This window comes from Paenisporosarcina quisquiliarum (assembly GCF_043641925.1).
Taxonomy (GTDB): domain Bacteria; phylum Bacillota; class Bacilli; order Bacillales_A; family Planococcaceae; genus Paenisporosarcina; species Paenisporosarcina quisquiliarum_A.
Genome location: NZ_JBHZRU010000015.1, coordinates 1 through 21,886 on the forward strand (window position 1 = coordinate 1; position 21,886 = coordinate 21,886).

The 21,886-nt window shown below is 38.7% G+C and carries 20 protein-coding genes; 7 read left to right on the plus strand and 13 right to left on the minus strand.

Annotated features, from left to right (window positions below; all coding sequences use genetic code 11):
* Nucleotides 1-425 precede the first annotated feature (425 nt).
* Entirely contained in the window at nt 426-791 is a 366-nt protein-coding gene (locus ACHUE4_RS11660) for a hypothetical protein (protein WP_394190204.1), read from the plus strand.
* Between the two features lie 160 nt (nt 792-951).
* A complete protein-coding gene (locus tag ACHUE4_RS11665; protein ID WP_394190206.1) occupies nt 952-2,454 on the plus strand; it encodes a UDP-N-acetylmuramoyl-L-alanyl-D-glutamate--2,6-diaminopimelate ligase in 1,503 nt (500 codons plus the stop codon).
* A gap of 263 nt (nt 2,455-2,717) precedes the next feature.
* Here the strand turns inward: ACHUE4_RS11665 and ACHUE4_RS11670 are convergent, their stop codons facing one another.
* Both ACHUE4_RS11670 and ACHUE4_RS11675 read right to left on the minus strand, forming a co-directional pair.
* The gene (locus tag ACHUE4_RS11670) at nt 2,718-3,197 is read right to left on the minus strand and encodes a hypothetical protein (protein ID WP_394190208.1); all 480 of its coding nucleotides are present in this window, start codon (nt 3,195-3,197) and stop codon (nt 2,718-2,720) included.
* Nucleotides 3,198-3,383: 186 nt separating this feature from the next.
* Entirely contained in the window at nt 3,384-4,106 is a 723-nt protein-coding gene (locus tag ACHUE4_RS11675) for a gamma-glutamyl-gamma-aminobutyrate hydrolase family protein (RefSeq protein WP_394190210.1), read from the minus strand.
* 171 nt (nt 4,107-4,277) lie between these two features.
* Between ACHUE4_RS11675 and ACHUE4_RS11680 the strand changes: the two genes are divergently transcribed.
* Entirely contained in the window at nt 4,278-5,783 is a 1,506-nt protein-coding gene (locus tag ACHUE4_RS11680; protein WP_394190212.1) for a sensor domain-containing diguanylate cyclase, read from the plus strand.
* Between the two features lie 15 nt (nt 5,784-5,798).
* On the opposite strand, the gene ACHUE4_RS11685 is transcribed toward ACHUE4_RS11680, so the two are convergent.
* Entirely contained in the window at nt 5,799-7,868 is a 2,070-nt protein-coding gene (locus tag ACHUE4_RS11685; protein WP_394190214.1) for a putative bifunctional diguanylate cyclase/phosphodiesterase, read from the minus strand.
* Between the two features lie 200 nt (nt 7,869-8,068).
* Here ACHUE4_RS11685 and ACHUE4_RS11690 point away from each other — a divergent pair, with 200 nt between their 5' ends.
* The 3 genes from ACHUE4_RS11690 to ACHUE4_RS11700 all read left to right on the plus strand — a co-directional run bounded on the left by ACHUE4_RS11690 (nt 8,069) and on the right by ACHUE4_RS11700 (nt 11,758).
* Nucleotides 8,069-9,343: a copper resistance CopC/CopD family protein gene (locus ACHUE4_RS11690; RefSeq protein WP_394190216.1), complete on the plus strand. Its 1,275-nt coding sequence runs from the start codon at nt 8,069-8,071 to the stop codon at nt 9,341-9,343.
* 119 nt (nt 9,344-9,462) lie between these two features.
* Complete coding sequence (locus tag ACHUE4_RS11695; RefSeq protein ID WP_394190218.1) at nt 9,463-10,338, plus strand: SDR family oxidoreductase; 876 nt, start codon at nt 9,463-9,465, stop codon at nt 10,336-10,338.
* A 493-nt stretch (nt 10,339-10,831) separates the two neighbouring features.
* Entirely contained in the window at nt 10,832-11,758 is a 927-nt protein-coding gene (locus tag ACHUE4_RS11700; RefSeq protein WP_394190220.1) for an LCP family glycopolymer transferase, read from the plus strand.
* A 22-nt stretch (nt 11,759-11,780) separates the two neighbouring features.
* Here ACHUE4_RS11700 and ACHUE4_RS11705 read toward each other — a convergent pair whose 3' ends face one another.
* Nucleotides 11,781-12,779, minus strand: a complete 999-nt coding sequence (locus ACHUE4_RS11705) for a YecA family protein (protein ID WP_394190222.1) — start codon at nt 12,777-12,779, stop codon at nt 11,781-11,783.
* Between the two features lie 173 nt (nt 12,780-12,952).
* Nucleotides 12,953-13,687, minus strand: coding sequence for a YqcI/YcgG family protein (locus ACHUE4_RS11710; RefSeq protein WP_394190224.1), 735 nt, complete (start codon nt 13,685-13,687; stop codon nt 12,953-12,955).
* A gap of 182 nt (nt 13,688-13,869) precedes the next feature.
* Here ACHUE4_RS11710 and ACHUE4_RS11715 point away from each other — a divergent pair, with 182 nt between their 5' ends.
* Nucleotides 13,870-14,724: a dimethylarginine dimethylaminohydrolase family protein gene (locus ACHUE4_RS11715; RefSeq protein ID WP_394190226.1), complete on the plus strand. Its 855-nt coding sequence runs from the start codon at nt 13,870-13,872 to the stop codon at nt 14,722-14,724.
* Nucleotides 14,725-14,820: 96 nt separating this feature from the next.
* Here ACHUE4_RS11715 and ACHUE4_RS11720 read toward each other — a convergent pair whose 3' ends face one another.
* The 8 genes from ACHUE4_RS11720 to ACHUE4_RS11755 form a co-directional block, all read right to left on the minus strand.
* The gene (locus tag ACHUE4_RS11720; RefSeq protein WP_394190228.1) at nt 14,821-15,525 is read right to left on the minus strand and encodes a general stress protein; all 705 of its coding nucleotides are present in this window, start codon (nt 15,523-15,525) and stop codon (nt 14,821-14,823) included.
* Nucleotides 15,526-15,799: 274 nt separating this feature from the next.
* Nucleotides 15,800-16,189 carry a hypothetical protein gene (locus ACHUE4_RS11725; RefSeq protein ID WP_394190230.1) on the minus strand — a complete coding sequence of 130 codons (390 nt, stop codon included), beginning with the start codon at nt 16,187-16,189 and terminating at the stop codon, nt 15,800-15,802.
* A 6-nt stretch (nt 16,190-16,195) separates the two neighbouring features.
* Nucleotides 16,196-16,480, minus strand: coding sequence for a hypothetical protein (locus tag ACHUE4_RS11730; protein ID WP_394190232.1), 285 nt, complete (start codon nt 16,478-16,480; stop codon nt 16,196-16,198).
* A 195-nt stretch (nt 16,481-16,675) separates the two neighbouring features.
* The gene (locus tag ACHUE4_RS11735) at nt 16,676-17,314 is read right to left on the minus strand and encodes an L-fuculose-phosphate aldolase (protein ID WP_394190234.1); all 639 of its coding nucleotides are present in this window, start codon (nt 17,312-17,314) and stop codon (nt 16,676-16,678) included.
* Between the two features lie 5 nt (nt 17,315-17,319).
* Nucleotides 17,320-18,330: an S-methyl-5-thioribose-1-phosphate isomerase gene (gene mtnA / locus ACHUE4_RS11740; protein WP_394190236.1), complete on the minus strand. Its 1,011-nt coding sequence runs from the start codon at nt 18,328-18,330 to the stop codon at nt 17,320-17,322.
* Nucleotides 18,327-19,547 (minus strand): S-methyl-5-thioribose kinase, encoded by a 1,221-nt coding sequence (gene mtnK / locus ACHUE4_RS11745; RefSeq protein WP_394190238.1) that lies wholly within the window; start codon nt 19,545-19,547, stop codon nt 18,327-18,329. The genes mtnA and mtnK overlap by 4 nt, the downstream gene beginning before the upstream one ends.
* 249 nt (nt 19,548-19,796) lie before the next feature.
* On the minus strand, nt 19,797-21,089 hold the full coding sequence (locus tag ACHUE4_RS11750; RefSeq protein WP_394190239.1) for an efflux RND transporter periplasmic adaptor subunit: 1,293 nt from the start codon (nt 21,087-21,089) through the stop codon (nt 19,797-19,799).
* Nucleotides 21,082-21,774, minus strand: coding sequence for a hypothetical protein (locus tag ACHUE4_RS11755; RefSeq protein WP_394190240.1), 693 nt, complete (start codon nt 21,772-21,774; stop codon nt 21,082-21,084). Before ACHUE4_RS11755 ends, ACHUE4_RS11750 begins: the two co-directional genes overlap by 8 nt.
* Nucleotides 21,775-21,886: the final 112 nt, after the last annotated feature.

The window sequence follows — 21,886 nt, forward strand, 5'->3', positions numbered from 1 at the left end:
CTTCCCTTCACTTCTACAAAAAAATAGTAGCACAAACCGTGGCCTTGGTTTGTACTACTAATGTTAGTATGTTTCCGCGGGCATGACTTCAGCCTCCTCGACGAGCAAGCTCGTCTCCGGGGTCTTCAGTTTATGCTATTCCCGTCAGAGTCGCCGCCATCCACTGCAATGGATTAATGTATTTTCATCTGAAAACTCTTCAATTTCTTCTAAACCTAGCATGCATAAGTGAGAAAAAATTCTCAAAACTTACGAAAAAATTATGCAAACTTCACCTAGAGCCTCTGTATACATAGCTAAACCATCATATGATAGTTTTATAAAGAATCGGTAAATCTATTATTCTTGACAGTCCAATTAAAACCTAATTAAAGATAGTATATATGCATTTTTGTACCTAAATTTAGCAATTGTAGTTGAAGATAGTGAATACAAATAAAGATTTACCAATAATGTTTTTAAAATTAACAATGCCAAAACTTATGGAAGATACTATACCTATTAATTGTTCGTATATTTGTTATTACTATCTGGATTTTTTCAGTAATTTGCTGATTGTAATGAAAGCGGCGACTCCTGGGAGATCAGCAAGAACTTTAGACCCTGGACTGAGCAACGCGAAGGAAGCGGCTAAAGCCTTGCCTCCCGGAAAGCGTCCGCTGCAATGGAAATCAGCTACTTTTGCAGTTGCAGTCTGCATGCGAAAAATTGAAATACTTGTACCTATTGATTATTTCATTCAAAGAGATCTTGAAAAATTCGCATGGTTATTTAATTCCTTCACATACTAAATTTATTAGCAGTAGAGTTTTAAAAAACAGGAATTGGGTATTAGAAAAGGTAATCTAAATTAATTAGGACAAAACTCGCATTTTGTCGAATCGTGGTACAGTTCACGCTTTTATAATGGTACAATTAATCTTCAAGATATTGAGTAAAAAGGAGCCTTTCATGTATATTCAATGGACTAAACTTCCACAAATAAACGCGCTCCGTATTTATGGACCTGACTCTCAAGAGACGACGGGCATTTTTTATGACTCGCGTGATGTTAAACCACAATCAGCCTTTTTCTGTATTATTGGTGAAGAAACAGACGGGCATTTGTACATAGAAGAAGCTATTGGAAACGGGGCCACTTCTATTGTTGGTTCCGATCTACATAAATTCGTTGCGATATATGATGCCTATCCACATATCACATTTATTGTTGTTCAAGATTCTCGCCATGCTCTTGCTTATACGTCTGCAGAATATTATGAGCATGCACATGAAGAATTAATCAAGATTGGTGTGACTGGTACGAACGGTAAAACGACCGTCTCTACTTATGTTCGAGATTTATTTAACTTAGTTGGTCTTCCATGTGGACTTATGGGGACGAACGGTATTTTTACATCAAAAGAAAAATTAAATATTAAAAAGAGCACACCGACTACTCCTATGTCTTCAGATGTTCACTCCATTTTTAGACACTTAGTTAATGTTGGCGATCGAGCGGCTTCTATGGAAGTATCTTCAATTGCGCTAGATCAATACCGAGTTGGCGCATTCGAATTTGATGTGGCGATCCACACTAATATTTCTGAGGAACATATGGAGTATCACAAAACGTTTTCTCATTACAAAGCATGTAAACTTCGTTTATTCAAACAAGCTAAAGCTAGTGTGATTAATATGGACGATGAAGGAATGGGACGGGATATTCTCAATTCGATTGATAACGATCACTTAACTTATTCCAATCAAATGGATTCACATGCAGATTTAATCTGGACGAATGTCGAGCATTTTGCGGAAGGAATAACATTTGATTTGTATATTGAAGATCAAGTGCATCACTTAGCAGTGCCAATTTATGGTGAGTTTAACGTAGGGAATTTAGTTGCTGCTATTGGAGCGGCTTTGCTTTCAGATGTTGCTCTCGAAACCATCATTGCCGCTTTGCCAAAAATGACACAGGTTGAAGGTCGTTTCCAAGTGATTCATGGTCCTGAAGATCGTAAAATTGTCTTAGATTATGCCCACACACCGGTTGCTTTAGATGCTATGATGGCTGCGGTAAAACAATTGCCACATCACCGATTAATTACTTTAATCACTGGTATTGGAATTCGTGATTTTGCGAAAATGCCGAAAATGGCCAAAACTGCTCAAGGAAAAGCAGATGTTCTCGTCGTATCGGTCGATCATCCAGGCTATAATGATCCTTGGGAAGTGGTAGATAAGGTTTTAACAGGATTTTCAGAACCTTATTTACAAGAAGTTCTAACTGCACCTTCTCGTAAAGAAGCCGTTATTAAAGCTTTGGAAGCGAGTCTTCCTGGAGATATCGTGTTGCTGACAAGCGGTTGTATAAATGGATGCCAAATTGTTAAAGGGGAATATATTCCTCACTCTGACGAAGACATTATCGAGGATTATTTTAAAAACTTACAGTTACAGGCTAAATAGAGTGTTTAGAAAGGCTTACGACAGTTGTCGTTGGCCTTTTTCATTTCGGTGGATGTTGTTATTCTCGATTTCGCGGGTGTTATTCAAGGATTCATGAGGTGTATTCAAGGATTCGTTGGTGGCATTCTATATTTCGTTCTGCCTATTCAAGACTTCGAGGTGCACATTCTAAAATTCACTTTTTTCACACAATTTGACGCGCAAAAATGGTGTCATTTGGCTAGACCAAATGACACGTTTTCTGTTGGTTTCTTACCACTTCGTTATTGTTGCTTAATAATCCTCGGACTAAATCCTCCAAGCTCTACTAAATCTTGTTTATCTCCATACATCACTGAGTAAATATCTTCTTTATTAGTCAAATAAACCTCTTCGATTTGAATGCCTTTGGCAGCATAATATTGCATGATTTCAGCTCGAGCTAAATTCGATACTGAATTTGGTGATTGTTCATTCGTATGTATGTCACTTTCTTCTACGACTATTTCTTCGTCTTTTTCATTTTGTTTATTCACCAGTTCCTGAAGGAGTTTGATGATCTCACTAAGTCCTATTAGGATTAGTCCGATTACAATATGACCGATGAACAACGAAATAATGAATCCACCATCTACTTGTACATATTCAATTCCATAATCTGTCGTAATCGCTCGATTACTGGCCATAATAATTGAGAGTAAAATCCCTATCACTATGACAATAAAACCTGAGTACAGCAGGATCTTTCCAAGAATGTTTTGCACAGTTACACTTCCCTTCATACAATCTATATTCTTTACACGGATTAACAATTCCTGCCATGTGAATGAATTGTGTGAAAAAGATGAATTTTAGAATAGACCCATCGAATCCTCGAAACACCCTCACCAAATGGAGAATCAATCAAAAAAGCCAGACACTCACAAATTGTGTGAGTACCTGGCACCTTATTATTTATCTTTATTTTTGCGTTTGATTGCTGCATCGATGTAAGCTTTGAAAATTCGTTTTGACGGTTCGCAACCATCCATAGCGAATTCTTCTGGGTGCCATTGGAAGCCGAATACGAATGAGTGCTCCGTGCTTTCTACACCTTCAATGATACCGTCTTTCGCACGAGCCACAATACGAAGTGGTTCCGTTACTTCGTGACACGCTTGGTGATGGTATGAATTCACTTTAAATTCATCTTCTTGTAGCATTTCGTACATGCGGCTATCTTTTTCTACTTTCACTGGATGCGAGCGATGTGTTCGCTCAGCCGTTTGTTTATGCTGCATGACTTCTTCTTCTCTTTGAGAATGGATGGATTGATAAAGTGATCCACCAGTAGCAACATTAAGCATGTGTAATCCACGACATACACCGATATACGGTTTATCTAATTCCAACATTTTTGTAACTAGAGCATGTTCCATCGCATCAAGTCTAGGCGCAATTTTGCCTAAATGGACATGTGGATCTTGTCCGTAATAGCTTGGATCAATATCTTCTCCACCCGTTAAAAAGAGTGCATCAATTTGTTCACACATAGCATCTATATCTTCTTCTGGAATAAGTGGTATAAGCATTGGAATTCCACCAGCTTGTGTTACTGCGTTTGCGTAAACAGGTGGCATGTAATAACTATTATCCTCTTTTACTTCTGCTGTAATCCCAACGATTGGTTTCATCTATATTCTCCATTCTTTTATAAACTTAATTTGTCTAGTAATCATTATACCCATCCCCATTTTTTAAAAACATGTCTGTTAATTCGGATAAATATTTACTCTCCTATCTATTTAGTTTTTAATTTTCGAAGTATAATTAATTCATAATATCGCAAATCGAGGTGATTCCAAGTGAAACTTAAAGTTCAAACTATTTTTATCATCGGAACCTCCATGGTACTCTTCCTTGCTTTCTTAATGGTGACGACTCGTCCTTTATTAATAAAAGATGGGAAACATCTTGATGAAATTCGGATGGAACAAAAGTTAACTCGCTTAGAAAATTATTTGCATCTTGAAGGCGAACGATTACAACGATTGACATTAGACTGGGCTATTTGGGACGACACATATGACTTTATTGCTGGAAAAAAACCAATGTACATTGAGTCGAATTTGCAAATGGACACCTTTGAAAACAATGAAATCGATTATATGTTTTTCTATGATAGAGGCGATGATTTATTATTTGGAAAAGGTACTGAAGTAATTCCAGCACAACTGAAAAAAGTGGTCCAAAATCTAGTGGTTACGTTTGTGGAACAGGACTCAGCTTTTATTATTAATACAACAAAAGGACTTGCCTACGTCGATATTAAAGACACGTACCCTAGCTCTGGAAAAGGCCAACCAAACGGAAAATTAGTGATGGTCCGTTACATAGATGAAGCATTTTTAAATACTTTGGAAAATGCACTATCTTTAGAAATCAAAGACATATCGATTGTTGAGAGAATTGCTTTTCCTTCCCATGAAATCCAGTTGCTGAACGATCAAGAAATGGATGGATCTGTCTTTATTCCAGTGACTACAGAAAATGAATTTGCCCAATTTGTCCTAGTAGATGACCGAGATTATTTCCTTCAAAAGTCTAAAAGTTTGAATGACCTATTTATTATCTTTCTTTTGATGATTTTGTTTTTAGTTGCTCTTATTTACATCTTAATGGACCGACTGATCGTATCTCGGGTGACAAACCTCTCTATTCAATTAAAAGATATTAACAAATCAAAAGATGGATCTCATCGATTGATGCATAGTCGTAAAAACAAGGACGAAATATTTCTGTTAGAACGTACTACCAATGAGCTACTTGAGTCCCTAGAACAATCTCATAAAGAAATAAAGCGTCTTGCTTATCATGATTATTTAACGGGCTTACCGAATCGGTTTAAACTGAAAATGGACTTTGATGAAATGAGTAAAACAGACAATTCGTTTGCTCTGTTCTTTCTAGATTTAGATGGATTCAAATATATTAATGATGGATATGGGCATAGTGTTGGGGACATGTTGCTTCAAGAAGTCGCCTCAAGACTGACAACAAGCATTATTCACGAGAATGCGATTATTTCAAGGTTTGGCGGGGACGAATTCGTCATTTTAGTTCAGCAAGTAAGTTACCTTGAGCTCGAAAAATTGGGTGATTTATTAAATGAAGTCATTTCTGAACCTTATGAAATTAATGGTATTATTGCTCGTATAACGACTAGCATTGGTATTAGTCGCATGCCTGAGGATAGCGAAACTTTTGATCAGTTAATTCAACATGCTGACCAAGCGATGTATGACTCGAAACGTAATGGTAAGAATCAGTTTGCCTTTTATATGAAGCATAACGAAAGCCCTTCGGAATAACCGAAGGGCTTTTCTTTATACTCTTTGTGCGAGCCAGTCTTCAATTTCTTGAATCGGCAATGGTTTTGAATAGTAGTAGCCTTGAATGATTTCGCAGCCGATGTCACGAACCAACTCGAGCTGTTCCTCTGTTTCAATTCCTTCTGTTATGACCCGAAGTTTTAAATGTTTTGCTAGCTCAACAATCGTTTTGACAATCGCAAAACTCTTTGGGTTTTCCACGATTTCGCGAATGAAGTTTCGATCGATCTTTATTTCTTGAATTTGAAAATGTTGCAAATAGACGAACGCAGAGAAACCTGTTCCGAAGTCATCAATACTGACTGAAAATCCTAAGTCACGTAATTCTTTTATTCGACCTTGCACGGCAACATAATCTTTCATTGCCACATTTTCAGTGATTTCAATCATTAATTTGTCTGGATGTATTTCGTATTCTTGTAAACAAGTTTCTAAAAATGGAGCAAGTCTCTCGTGTAAAAAATGACGTGGTGAAATATTTACGGAAAGCGTAAATTGATTTCGCCCTTGTTTTTTCCATTCTTGTAACTGTTTAAACGCTTCTCGAATGACCCATTCCCCAATCGGAAGAATCAAACCCGTTGATTCTGCTAATGAAATGAATTCAATTGGCGGTACGAGGCCCCGCTCCGGATGGTTCCAGCGAATCAATGCTTCAAATCCCATGACTTGATTGGTTTGGCAGTTCGTTTGTGGTTGATAAAACAACATAAATTCGTTGAAATCTAAGCCTTTTCGTAAATTCATTTCCACTTGGAGGTCGGATTTTGAGACCTCTATCATATCTGGAATAAAGGCAGCAGTTACCCCGCGAGACAAATACTTTCGGCCATCATTTAAAGCAATTTGAGCTCTTTGCAAACACTCTTTTGCGTTAAACCCGTGTTTAGGATATTCACTGACTCCGTAACTATAGGTTATGTATACTTCCTGGTTGTCGATTTGCATCGGTTTTTTTAAATCCAGAAGTTGTGTTTCATAATGAGGAACCCAGGTTTTATTGAAACAAACCGCAAAATGATCGAATCCGATTCGAGCCACATGCGCAGGTTCTGGGAAAATGTTGGTCAAACGACTCGCTGTTTGTTTTAACACTTCTTCCCCATATTCAAAGCCCAATACATCTTGAATATTGGAGAATTGGTCTAGTTGTAGATAGGCGAAAATCATGTCTTGGTTCGTATCTAATTCGTCATTGGCTTTTGAAATAAAAGCATTCTGATTTGGCAAGCCCGTTAATTGGTCGATATAGGCTAAATCTCGCACTTGATTTTCGGCTTCAATACGCGAAACTCGCTCATATAGAAACGCAATCATGTCTGCTAATGTTCCGACAAGCGTTTGGTCTAATTCCGTCCATACGCGCTTCGTTAAGGATTCACAACATAATACGCCGCCAATGCCAGTGCTCAGAATAATCGGAGCATCCAGCATCGATTTGATACCGCCCATGCTTTCAAAATATGCCGGGTACAATTCACTGACTCTCAAATCTACCGATACATCATTTACCGCAAGTGCCCTTGAACTTTTAACAGCTTGAAAATAAATCGGGAATTCGAGGATATCTAGATATGCTGCATTCGAATGCGAAGAAAAGCGACGATCATAAATATTTTGTGCGGTTAATACGTGATGATTTTCATCAAATAACCAAATGCCAATTCGCTCACAGTCAATTAATTCACTAACGGTTTCACAAACACTTTGTAAACTATCAACCATCGTTTCTCGCGATATATTACGTGATTTGGCCAATTCAAATAATTTCGTTTGTTGATCTCGTAATTTGATTTCTAATTCGACTGTATGTTCAACGCTTCTTTGTAATAGCGGTGTTAATAAACAAATATATTCGTTTGCATTAAATTGACCAAGTCTCATTTCGAACGTTTGCGAAGCCATTTGTAAATTAAAGTTATTAAAATTAGCAGTATGTATTTTTTGCAAAATAATGTTTTTAATTTCTTCGTTATTAAATGAACTGGTTTTCCCATTATTCATTATATTTGTGATTTCATGCGTAACTGCATTTATATGAAGTACCGTTATAGATCGTTGCATAAGAAATAGTACCCCCTAAGTTCGATTCAACTCTGCACCTAATATACCACCACTTGTCAGAATTTTCATCAAAATATTTCATTTTTCGACATATTGTTTATTTACTAAATAATTACAATTTTTTTTGAAGTTAATCTTTTTTTAGGTTTCATTCGTTAGCTATTTATTACATCTACAGAAAGAGAGAAAGGGTGATCAAGATGAGACAATGTAGCATCTTTTTCGTGTTAGTTTTTAGCTTGTTTGCATATACGTTGACGGCAAGTGCTCATGCTGATCTTTCATCAAGTTCACCTGCTCAAGGTGACGTTCTTGAAACCATGCCAAATGAGGTTTGCTTATCCTTTACAACGTCTATTGATCCTACCGTATTCGAACTTGACGTTCGCACTCAAGGTGGTGGATCTATTCTTAAAGGCGACGCTAAGATTAATTCAAATAAAAATGAATTATCTGCAGCACTTATACCCGACGCATCGGGGCAAATCCAAATCATTTATTCCGTTATTTCTAAGGATGGTCATCCTATTAAAGGTGTCATTGATTTTAGCGTGAATAAAGCAGGTGTAGTTGAGGAGATAGAAACCCCTACTAAGGAAGAAGTAATGACGGAAGAAAAAATTAGTAATGAAGATATGAACATGACGTTAGTTAGTGAAGAAAAATTATCAATAAATGATACGGAGCAAATGACCTCGAGTGTTTCAACTTTATCAGCCATTATAAAATTTATGTATATCACGTCGTTACTGTTGTTATCAGGTCTATTAATTTGGAAATCAAGAGGTTTTCAGACACGCTTTATACCGGCTAGTCAGTTGCTTCATTTAGCTTTACTCTTTTTATTCACATGGTCACAAGCACGTGATTTCTTAACAGTTTTTGACCACCTAACTTGGGGAGATTTGTTTTTACGAACTGAAGTTGGTCAATATTGGACAGCTGCTCTTGTCGTAACTGTAATTGGTTTATATGTGGTTGGACGAAATCGAAGTATAGATCTTTCCTTTGTCGCGCTTCTGCTTTTATTGAAGAGTTTAAACAGCCATGCTGTTGCTTCCGACTTTCCTTGTGTAACGATTGGTCTGAACTTCATACACCTCGGATTAGCGGCGGTGTGGATTGGTGGAATATTCATCCTCTTAACTTTATGGAAACAAGGTGAGGCGAACACTTTCCTTCCTGTATTCTCCCGGGCAGCACTGTTCAGTATTTTGGCTTTGAGTGTCACTGGAACGATCTATGCACTCATCTTAGCACCGTCTATTGATGCTTTATGGACAACTACATGGGGCTACTGGCTATCAGCTAAAATCGTCACTGTGTTCGGCGTCTTTATTGTCGGAGGTTTTATTCGACGAAATATGAGAATTAATAATGATTTCACTAATAAAAAGTTTTTGTATTTCGATAGCGGACTTGCAATTCTCATCCTTCTTATTGTGGGTGTGTTAACTCAGTTGAGTCCTTCTTGATGGTACCTGATACATAAACAATTGTGTTTGTTTACACTTTCGTGAATTTCATGAATGTTTGGGTACCTGGCACTTTGGGAATCATTTGGGTATGAAAATACTCAAGGAGGATGATTTAAATGAAAGAAGAAACGTTAAAAAAAGCCGATGAAAAAACACATGGTCAAACCCAAAATCAGCAGCCTGGTATAGAGGCTGAAATGACTCCCGCTCCGATTTATGATGATCCACAATATAAAGGCTCGGACAAATTGAAGGGCAAAGTAGCCATTATTACGGGTGGTGATAGTGGGATTGGTCGCGCTGTCGCAGTGGCGTATGCGAAAGAAGGCGCAGATATCGCGATTGTTTATTTGAATGAAGATGAAGATGCGGACAAGACGGCGAAATTGATTGAAGGGTATGGCCAAAAGGCATTGAAGATCGCAACAGATTTGAGTAACGATGAAAATTGTCAGGATGTTGTTAATCAAGTGATGAAGGAGTTCGGTCAGGTTAATATCGTTGTGAATAATGCAGGTAAGCAATTCCCGCAAGATGATTTCTTAGCGATTACACCTGATCAGTTACAAGAAACATTCTCGACGAATATTTTCTCCATGTTTTATTTAACACAAGCGGCTTTACCACATATGACAAAGGGTGATGCGATTGTGAACACATCATCGGTCACAGCTTATCGTGGATCGCCAGGATTAATCGATTACTCGGCAACTAAAGGCGCCATTACGTCCTTTACCCGCTCTCTTGCATTGAATCTCGTAGAAAAAGGCATTCGAGTGAACGCAGTTGCACCTGGTCCGATTTGGACACCGTTAATTCCAGCCACTTTCGATGCAGAGAAAGTTGAAAAACAAGGCGAGGACACGCCGATGAAACGACGTGGACAACCAGCAGAAAATGCACCGGCATTTGTCTTCTTAGCTTCAGCCGATTCGACTTATATGACAGGTCAAACCATCCATGTTGATGGTGGAGACTTTGTTGGATCTTAATTAAATTTGAGCCGCAGTGGAATTTGTCCACTGCGGTTTTTTGATGGAGAGATTCATGGCAGATTGATTGTTCGGGGACATTTGTGACGTGGTGAATTGTGTGAAATCGTGAATTTTAGAATGCGGGGCTTGAATCCTTGACTAGGCTTGGTGAGTTATAGAATGGCTGTATCGAATCCTTGAATGTGCCTTGTGAATCCTTTAATGAGGTGCACGAAATGGAGAATGCATCCCCTTCCTTGCCTGTTTATAGACATTACCTTGGTGTCTTTATGAACATGATGAATTGTGTGAAATCGATGAATTTTAGAATGTGTGGCTTGAATCCTTGAATAGGCTCGGTGAATTCTAGGAAACGTTAATCGAATCCTTGAATGACCCCGGTGAATCCTTGAATACACCCTACGAAATGGAGAATACCTCCACTTCTCCCTCTATTCACATTCTAAAAATCTACATTTTTGGATACATTGCTTGTAGGGGGTGTATTCAAATGAAGAATTGGTCGTGGAAGAAAATCGTATTACTCGTCGCAGGTGTTTTATTAACCTTTTCAATCATACTGCTTTCCTGGTTTTATTCCTCCATCAAAAGCACTGCTGTGAATATACATGAACCTCTTCCGTTGCAGGTGAATTCGCGTCAAGTTGAACCACTCTCCGTGAAAGAATTAGAGCCAGTTTCCTTTTTGTTGTTAGGCGTTGATGAGCGGGAAGATGATCGAGGTCGCTCTGATACGATGATTGTCGTTACAGTCAACCCTGAGACTAAAACAACCAAAATGCTCAGTATTCCTCGCGATACGTATGTGCCGATTGCGGGACGACCTAGACATGATAAAATCAACCATTCATACGCCTTTGGTGGCGTTCAAATGTCGCATGAAACGGTTCAAGATTTTTTAGATATTCCAATTGATTATGTGATTTCGCTTAATATGGAAGGATTCGTCGGGCTAATCGATGCTTTAGATGGTGTCCAGGTGACGAATTCGCTCGCTTTCCAGGTAGATGAATTTCAATATCCAAAAGGGGAAATTCAGTTAACCGGTGAAGAAGCTTTGTCCTATGTTCGCATGCGATATGACGATCCAAATGGAGATTTCGGCCGTCAAGAACGGCAAAAAAAGGTCTTGCAGGCGATTGTGAATAAAGCCGCAAGTTTGCAAAGCGTGTTCGCGTATCGAGAGGTTTTAGACTTAGTGAGCGATCATGTTCGGACTAATTTAACCTTTGACGAAATGAAATTCATTCAAAAAAATTACGTAGATTCTTTGAAAGAGGTCGAGTCCCTTTCATTTCAAAAAGGTACTGATGAAATAATGCAGCAGATTTGGTACTACTTAGTGGATCCTGCTGAGTTAGAAGAGCTACAAACCGTCCTTCAAGAACATTTGGACAAAGAAATAACCACTCAATAGAGGTTGAGTGGTTTTGATTCGATTATGCGTTTGCATTGACTCGCTCGTCATACGCCAATAAATCAGTGTAGTATTTGTTCATTGTCGAGGTTGAAACTTTGAAGTGCTCAGCAATTTCTTTCACTGTCCAGTAAGGACCTTCAAACAACTCTTTTTCTTGACCGAAACGAATGGCTCCAGCTGCAATCGCAGCAAATTTACGTGCATTTGGCTGTTGTTCAATTAAAAAGTCTTCCGTGATCTCGATTAACGCTTTTGATTCACGACCACGCTTATCTAAGAAATCCATCGCTTCTAGCAGAACACCCGCTTCGAAATCGGTAAACTCCCCTCCTTGATATCCATCTTTACAAAGTTTCAGCCAGAAATCGAGTATCTGATTCTTCATATATTCGAACGAAGACTCTTCTGTTTGCGCTTCGAATTCCTTCACAAATTCTTGGACCATTTTTGTGTGATCTGTTGGAATAAAGACTAAACTTGAAACTGCTAAATAGTGATCTTCTTTTAACGTCACATCCGGCAAAATAAAACTGAATAAGTGCACGCCAGTCGGGATAGGCTTCGGACTTTCACGGCGTAACTGCAATGTTTTATTCGATAGAATATTTTTCACAATCATATAATCCGTTTCTACTTGAATGACTTCCCCAACTAAACCATCCGGCGTTTTCCACGTTTCTAGTAGATTTTGAACGGCTGGACGTACGGCTTTTTTATGTTGCTTTTCTATATATTGACTCCAAATTTCTGGTTTTGTATGAAAAAAGAATTCATCTATTGCGATGGCTTCAATCATTTCCCCTTCTAAATATGGTTCTAATTGAGCTTTCCACTTCGTGATTACTTCTAATAACGCGGGTAAGTCACTTCGCTCTGGATATTCATCATAGAAAGTTTGTAACACTCTTTCTAATTCTTCGGCTTGAACCGTTTCAATTGTAATAGCTTGTTTTGATTCGCAACATTTTTTAAATTTCTTGCCACTGCCACATGGGCATGGGTCATTTCTTCCTACCATATTTACACGTCCTTTTCCTTACAACATCAGTTGTTTAGTCTACCATATTTGGCGGGCTGGTTGTAGAGGACGAAGGAAATGAAATGAATGGGTTATATTTCTGTCATGAATGAAATAATGCCTATTCTTTTTTTATTCGCAAAAAAACCCCCTCTTTGGAAGGGGATTGGTTACTAGCTTTCTGATTTATGATGGAATGGGCATTTGCCTTGGATTGGTTCGATGTCGTCTCCAATGAAGGATTGTTTCCATTCGTTATGGGTTGGGTCGCCAAAATGTCCGATGTCCGGATGCTTCGGTAGTTGATCCCAAGCTTCCACACGTTTACGAACTTTCTCACGTGACATGATGCCACCTTTTTCAGTTCCTTCTAAGCCTTCGAATATTTTACGAGGTTGGAATCCTAACACCATTGAATTTCCTAGATGACGTGTTTTTCTCTTCTTGTAAGCGGGTGCGTTACCGAATACGAAGATTGGCTCTCCGTCAAATCGGAAATCCCATAAGTAATGATCTGGGTCTCGCGGACTGTCTTCTGGCCATTCTACTTCATCTTGTTCGTGCAAGTATTGAAGGATATCCCAAAATTGCTTGCGGTAATCCTCTATCGAACCTTCTTGTTCAAACGGCTCAACAAATACAAATAGCCCGTGTCGTTTGTAGTTTGGTAATTTAAATAAATCTAAAAAACCAGAGACTGCTGCTGGTAAGTTACTCCAGTCTTCTTGCGTAATGTATGCATAGCGGAGCTCACCTTTTAGTTCGCCACTCATTCCAAAAAAACATGGAAACGTCTTATCCGTCACCGTGTTATGAAATGTTTCGTATTCTTTATATAGCCAGTCTGGTAAGTCGGTTCTATTTTGGAAATCATCTTTCGTTAATAACGCTTTTTCCTTGGTAATCAAGTGATCGCCTCCACTATCCTTCTTTATTTACAAAAATCATATTGGTTAGTCTTTACCCAATCCGAAATTTCATGAAACTATCGTATTCGAAAAACTGTAAGAAATTTTTTCAGAAATAGGTTATGAATTGAAAAATTAAGGGAATAGAAAAGGAATGAGTTTTTGAAATTGGAGGATGAGACATGGAGAAGTTAATACAAGAACAAGCACAGACACATTGTGAAAGTGAATATGGCACACTTCAAAAAGTAGTCTTATGTGAGCCTCAATTCATGGAAATTAAAGAAGTGATTAATGATGTACAAAAAAAATATATGGATGAAAATATCGACCGTTCTCTAGCCATATCACAACACCATCAATTTGAACAAACACTACGTAATGCTGGTGTGGAAGTGATTAAACTACAACCGAGTAAGGATCATCCGGAACAAGTCTTTACGCGAGATATTGGTTTCACGCTTGGCGACCAATTGTTTATTTCAGAAATGGCAAATCCTATTCGCAAAGGCGAAGAAAAAGTTTTAGCAAAGTGGATGAAAGACCATGACTTTGCGTATAAAAAGTTATCTACTCATTCAATTGAGGGTGGCGACGTCATTGTCGACGGTCAACGCGTGTTTATTGGCATAAGTCACCGAACATGTATGAATGCGATTCAAAATTTGCAAAAAGAGTTGCCTGACTTTGAGATACTTCCGATTCCGTTTAATCCAAAGTATTTGCATCTTGACTGTGTGTTCAATATTCTTTCGCCGACTGATGCGTTGATTTTCCCTGCTGCTCTCGATCAAAAAGTCGTCGACCGTTTATCAAAGATGTACAATTTGATTGAAGTGAGCGAAAGTGAACAGTTCTCTATGGGTACGAATGTGTTATCGATTGGTCAAAATCGTGTGCTTAGTTTGCCTGTAAATATTGATGTCAATCATCAAATGAGACAGCGCGGTTATGAAGTGTTGGAAGTCGATTTTTCTGAGATTATCAAATCAGGTGGATCTTTCCGATGCTGTTCGATGCCGATTGTGCGTCATTAAAAATTAGTTGAAACATCTTGTTCTTTCATGGACAAGATGTTTTTTATTGGCAGAAAAAAGCCCTTTAGAAGTATTTTTCTAAAGGGAAGTTCCGTTTTAAAGTTTACGTTTTCTTACGATTAATTCACCAGTTAAAACTTTTTCTTTAATGACTTGAACACGTTCTTCAAATATGGGCACTCGGTATAATTCTTCGTCTGAATTTTCTAGTGTTGTCGATGTCGGTTCTTCGAAATTTACGTGTTCCACATAAATTTCATCATGGTAAATTGGATAGATCGTGTCTTCAGGAACAAATTGATTGTCTTGCGTTACTAATGGACGACTAGTCGTTTCGTTATATGTCGTCTTTGGAAGTTCAGTGTTTGTTGTTTCATAATACGACATCGCCTGTTCTTCGTTTGCATATCCACTGTCCGTCTCATCAGAAAAAGGTTGTCGTGGCGCATCTTCGCTAGCAAGTAAAACTAAATCGCCTTTTTCAATTTTATAGACATAAGAACCAACGTCTTCAGCAGAGACTCCTGCGGATTTTAAGACACTTGCCACACCAGAATGTTGTGTTTCATAGTCTAATGCATAAAATACTTTACTGAAAAACCCAGTGCTATGTGGCTCTGGTTCCCCGTTTTCCGGGATTTTCTCTGCTTGGATCCCTGCTTTATTTACAATCGACTCACTTCGATGTTCGTTTGCTAAAACAAATATCGAATCCTCATTATGGCCAAGTGCTTTAAGCTTATCAATTTCCAATAAAACCGCCGCTTCACTATTATAAATACCTACCACACGTTTTTTCATATACCGTTCCTCCTACCTTATCTTATTGCTATGTTCTTTTTTACCCATAACTCTAGGGTATCTAAACACTTTGATGGACTGGTTTTCGTGGATTCAAGGATTCGAGTGTGTCATTCTCGATTTCGTTGGGGCTATTCAAGGATTCGTGACGTCTATTCAAGGATTCAACGTCCTATTCTCCATTTCGACCCTTCTATTCTAGATTTCACCCAAATTAGACGCGCAAAAGTGCCAGGTACTCAAACATTCATGATTGTTTGTGTACCTGGCACTATTAATTATTGGTATTGTTCCATTTTCTTGATTTGATGTTTAAAGTATGGGATTTCTCTATTTTCTTAAATTCTTTTAGTCTTCTTGCAGCAATTTTAAAAACTAATTCTCTATTTCTTTTTTCTATAGATAGAACATAGACAACGCTTAATACATCTACAATCTGATTAGAAATTCGAAAAATTATTCTTATGCCAGCTTCTCTTAGTTTTATTTCCTTACATCCGTGAAGTCTACCAATCTTTGTATTCCCTAGTACTTTTCCAACTTCATCAGCCCGAAATTCTAGTTCATCTATTGCTTTATTGACCATACGTAAACCAGAGCCTTCTAAATTCTCATATTCTTTAGCAGCATCTTTATCTAAACGTACATCAAATTTTTTTATCATCAGTCATCAGTCAGACTTTCTAACATCTTTCCAAGACAGAGCACTGTCGGGACTTTCTTCAAGTCTCTCGATTCTTTCAGCTATCATTCTAGCTTCTTTATCTTCAAGTTCTTGTAAGCGCATGTACATGGTTTCATAATCCGAATATGCCAACACGACTGTATCTACTTCGCTATTATCTGTAATGAATTGTGGATTAATTTTTGCTTTCCCTCGTATTTTCCCGAAATTTTTGGCAGCTATTGTAGCTGGTACTAACTGATCCGCTGTAAATTTAGGTTTTTCATTCATATTCACACCCACTTTCGACACTTCCTTCCTTTAGAATATGTATTTTCCGAGTAAATATACGTACTATTATACGTATTATAATACGTATAATAGCGTTATTCAACTTTCATTACCGTACATAACGCAAAAGTGCCAGGTACCGAAACATTCATGATTGTTTAAACATTCATGATTGTTTGTGTACCTGGCACCAATTTATTTTTGTCCATATGTTTTAAATTTTTCGGCCATGTGCTGCATTTCTGCGTCGTCTAGTACGACTGGTTCACCAATTGCCTTAGCTCTCGTATAGATTTCGCAGCAGAATTCGATTTCTTCAGCTACGGTAAATGCTGTTGCGATATTCGCTGCTCCAGCAAGTAAGCCGTGATTAGCTAGTAAGACGGCTTGACGGTCCACCATGGCGTCGAAAGCATGGTCAGCGAGTTCTTGTGAACCAAAGCTCGCATACTCAGCACAACGGACGTTCTTGCCCGAGAAAGCGACTAAGTATGATATGGCAGGTAGATCCCAGCGTAAGGAAGCAATCGTCGTGGCAAATGGTGAATGCGTGTGGACGATGGCATTTAAATCACTACGTTTTTTGTAAAAAATCGCATGCATCGGAAATTCACTTGATGGTGTTTTATTGCCATCCACTAAATTCCCTTCTAAATCCACAACTACAACATCTTCAGCGGTCATGACATCATAGTCGATTCCACTTGCACTAATAATCATAAGTCCGGACTCTCGATCGAAAATGCTGATATTGCCGCCAGTCCCTTTCGTTAAGCCCCGCGTCATCATCAACTTACAATAATCTACGATTTGTTGACGTTCCTTCATAAACATATGAATCACCCCAAAAGTTTCGCTAAATTTTCTTTAAATGGTGCACGGACGATCCCCTTTTCAGTCACGATTGCTGTGATATGTTCAGCAGGTGTTACGTCAAATGCTGGATTATACACATTGATATGTGCCGGAGCGGTTAACTTACCGAATCCTTCAATGACTTCTGATTTATCCCGTTCTTCAATCGGTATTTCAGCACCTGTTGGCGTTTGTAAATCGATGGTAGGCGTTGGAGCTGCAATATAGAATGGAATGCCATAGTGCTTCGCTAAGATCGACACTCCGAGGGTACCAATTTTGTTTGCCGTATCGCCGTTTGCTGCCACTCGGTCGCACCCGACGATTACTGCTTGAATTTTGCCTTGCGACATCACCATGCCAGCCATCGAATCGGTAATAACCGTCACATCAATGCCTGCTCTGCTTAACTCTAAAGCGGTTAACGTCGACCCTTGCAAGCGCGGGCGAGTTTCATCCGCAAACACTTTAAAGTCCCATCCTTTTTCTTTCGCCAAATACATCGGAGCAGTTGCTGTTCCGTATTTAGACGTTGCTAACGAACCCGCATTACAATGCGTTAAAATGCCCATCCCATCATTTAGAAGGGTTAATAAGTTTTCTCCAATGGCTCGATTGATTTCTTCGTCTTCTTTATGGATCGCTTTTGCTTCTTCCAATAAAGCCTCTTTAAGACTGTCGCTCTTGACCGCTTTCATACGATCCAGTGCCCAGAATAAGTTAACTGCTGTTGGACGTGATGTTGCTAAATAATCTGCGTGTTTTTGAACTTCTTCTTCTATATTACTCGTGACATCGCTAACGCCAAGGTACACACCGTATGCTGCAGCCACACCAATAGCGGGTGCTCCTCGCACTTTCATCGTGACAATGGCGTCCCATACACTGTCTACGGTCGTAAATTCTTCATAGACGATCTCATTCGGTAATTTCGTTTGATCGAGTAAAACGAGTGCATCGTTTTTCCATTCGATTGGATTTAGTGGTTCATTCATTTCATTTCCTCCTGCAGTGCATTTTGGAGTGCCACAATATAAGCTTCTCCTGTATCGAACTGTGCTTGATTCATAATTAATTCAGTCGCCACGCGCAAGCAAATTCGTTCTGCCTGTAAGCGTTTTTCAAGGGGCTCGATACTCGTAATATCTTTTACTTTCGCTAATCCGACAATGCGTCGTGCGAGTTCTAGTCCCGCCATACCAGCAGTGTCTTGAAGGACTTCATTCAAATAGTCGAGTTTAAAATCCTTGTTTTTTGCCGTTAACTCCGTTGCATAGGTATCCCATGTTGTACAGAATTTATTCGAAAACAATTCAATGACATCAACTAGCGTATGTTCAGTCCAATTGGTGAACTCTTGGTTTTCGTAAGCATGACTACGAGCCCATGCAAAAATCAGATTCGCCATCACATTGCCGATATCGTACCCCATCGGTCCGAAAAAGGCGAATTCAGGGTCAATGACTTTCGTATCATTTTGGTCAATAAAAACAGATCCCGTATGCAAATCTCCATGAATCAAAGCTTGAGCATGATTCATGAATTTGAATTTCAATTTAGCTACATGTACATGTAAATCTGCATCATCATATAAAAGGGTTTGAACAAACGCTTCATTCCCAGGGGTAATTTCATTGCGATTAAACTGGTTATGGAAAGGTTCTGTAAAGACAAGGTCCTCTGAAATCTCACAAAGCTCCGGATTGCTATAAGCTTGAACAAGTGCTTTTTTGTCTTTATGATTCATCACGACGTCCGATGTTCTAACAAGCGTATTCGCTAAAAAATCTGTGATATGTTCTGCAAATTTCGGGAACGTTTCAAAGCGATTGAGTGCCGTCCGCATTATCGTTAAGTGGGACAAATCCTCCATCACACAACAGCTCATCGTTTCGTCTAAAATGAATATCTTTGGCACTAACCCTGGTGCTAGCTCATGCTGTAACTGCAACGCTTCCGTTTCAATCTTATTGCGACTTGTAGATAAGACAAACTCGTCTGAAATGCGCGCAGTTGTACCCGCTTGTTTTACGATGACGGATTCATTCGAGTTTTTATTCACAACTCGGTACACATAATTTAGATTTCCATCCCCGATTTCTTCACAGCTTATCGCGTCTGCATTCACATCTTTAAAAGAATCCACATGCTTCTTCACATAATTCATGACATCTTGGTTATTCATTAAAAAGTACTGATTGAACGTCTGCATATCGTAAGATGCTCCTTTATAAATCTTTTTTTCTATCATACCAAATGCGAGGATTCTTGAGGGAATGACATTCTATATTTTGAGTGTGTTATTAGAGGATTTTTGGGTGCAAATGAAGATTCAACTTATATATTCTCGAATTCGTGCGGTAAATTCAAGGATTCACCTGTTTCAGATGCAAAAGTGCCAGGTACACAAACAATTGCGTTTGTTTAAACAAACGTGAATGTTTGTGTACCTGGCACCGATTTAAAAGATTAAGTGTTTCATATAGAATTTCCAACCTGCATCTTTAACGGAATCCATTGTAGGAAGATCCATTGGCATAGGGAAGAAAATGGCTGGAGCATATCGGTAGTCGCTAATCGATGGTTCATATACGATAACCGATCCGGCTGCTATTCCCTCACTTAAAATCGATCTTGTTTTCCAATCAAATGCAATTTTAACAGGTGTTTTAACAGCAAAGCCATTTGCAGAGACAATATGAGCTATTGCATCCTGTTCAAATCGATCGTATAACCAAGCCGAATTGACTGACACCGCATCTTTCGCTTCATGCACCAATATAAGTGAGTTTGTATTGTTTCCGAAAGGCAATGTTTCAATTGGCTCGTTTGGCTGAACACGTACTTCATAATAAGCTAACGGATTTGCTTGTTCTTTTGGATCTAATGCTTGATACGCTTTCAACCATTCAGAATCTGTCGCCGGTACTTGAGAAACAGAAAGTACAACGCCTTCAACTGATGTTTCTAATCCGTCCGCTTGAATTCTTACGCGATCATTTGCTTGAATGTCTTGCCATTGTTCGTCGGTCGCATACGTCACGATGACTTTCTGCGAGCTATAAAGATCGACAGCTAATTGTCCGTTCTCATCTCGAATTTCTGATACGACGCCTTCGACTGGACTAATAATGGCTGTTGCGCCTTCTTGTGCAAGCTGCGCATCCACCACAACCAATTGTCGATTTACTTCAGCTAGTTCTTGCTCCGCTTGAGAAATGGCTTGGGCAAAGGCACCGTCTTGTTGTACATCAACTTCTACATCCACGTTAATGTCCACTTCGATAGGCTGCTCTTCCGTACCTCCAATAATGCTATCGGTTTGATTGGCATCTGAGGAATTGTCAGATTGCGCTTGTGAGCGGTCTGACTCAAGTGAACTGATCGTACTATTAATATCCGTTAGTTGACGTTCTAATGCTTCACGCTCTGCTTCCCAAATCGCGCGTTGCTCATCTGCAGAAGCCGTATTTAGCTGGGCTAGTTCAGTCCCCGTTTGGACTACATCGCCTTCTTTTACAAGCCAACCATCAACTGTGTTTTCATCTTTGACATACACAGTTGTTATTAGTTCAGGAGCTACTAAAGATTCCTTCGGTAATTGCTCTTCGAATGTGCCTGTTGCTACTCTTTCATAATCATGAACATATAGTGTTTTTGGAATGATGCTTTTCTCACTAAATAATAAAATTGCGTTCGCACCTAAAAATGCTGCAATTGCGATTGAGAGACCAATCGTTACCCATTTATTCAACGTCAGCACCTCCTTCAATAAAACGGACATACCATTCTTCAAATGGAATGAAGCCAACTGCCGCTGTAATAAGTGCCATCAAAACATGCATAACTAGCACTAACAAGAAGATGTGTGAAGATTTGTAATCTGAAAATGCTCGAATGAAACGAACTTGAAGTGCAATAATGAGTGCTGTAAAAATAGTTAACTGATTAAAGAAAAAGATGAAGAATGGTTGTTCTAAAAAGGTCCCTGCTAGAGGTCCAAAAGAAAATAGGGACACTGGCGTGGTGAAACCTAAAAGGACAAAGATGATAAACATTAAAGCTTTTTCTATTAATAGAATGCCAAGTACATATAATTGCAAAACAGCGAGTTTAGATAACTCAATGTGCGTAAGTTTGTTTAATAAAAATGCAATCCCGAAAAAGTGAAATGCCATATAAATGAAAGCCCATATCAATATACCCACTAAAGATAAAATGCGAGCCAAAGTAAATGCGTCACTTCCAGCCACCACGAAAGTTGATGTAAGATTTTCTGTATTCATTCCCCAAAATTCACGTACAGCGAATAATAGAAGACCCAGTAAACCTACCATCCAAACGCGTGTCTTAAAGTCTCTCATTTGTGCATTTGCAAGATTATCGATTAACTCTTGCTGTCTAGAAAAATATCTCCAAAATCGAAAATCAAAAATCATGTCATCGAAATCCCTTCTCATACCTACCATATGCTTTTAATCTTTCTCTACTTTACCAAATAACGACAACGCTTGTAACCTACAAAGGGTCGTATTTTAGCAAATCTGATGA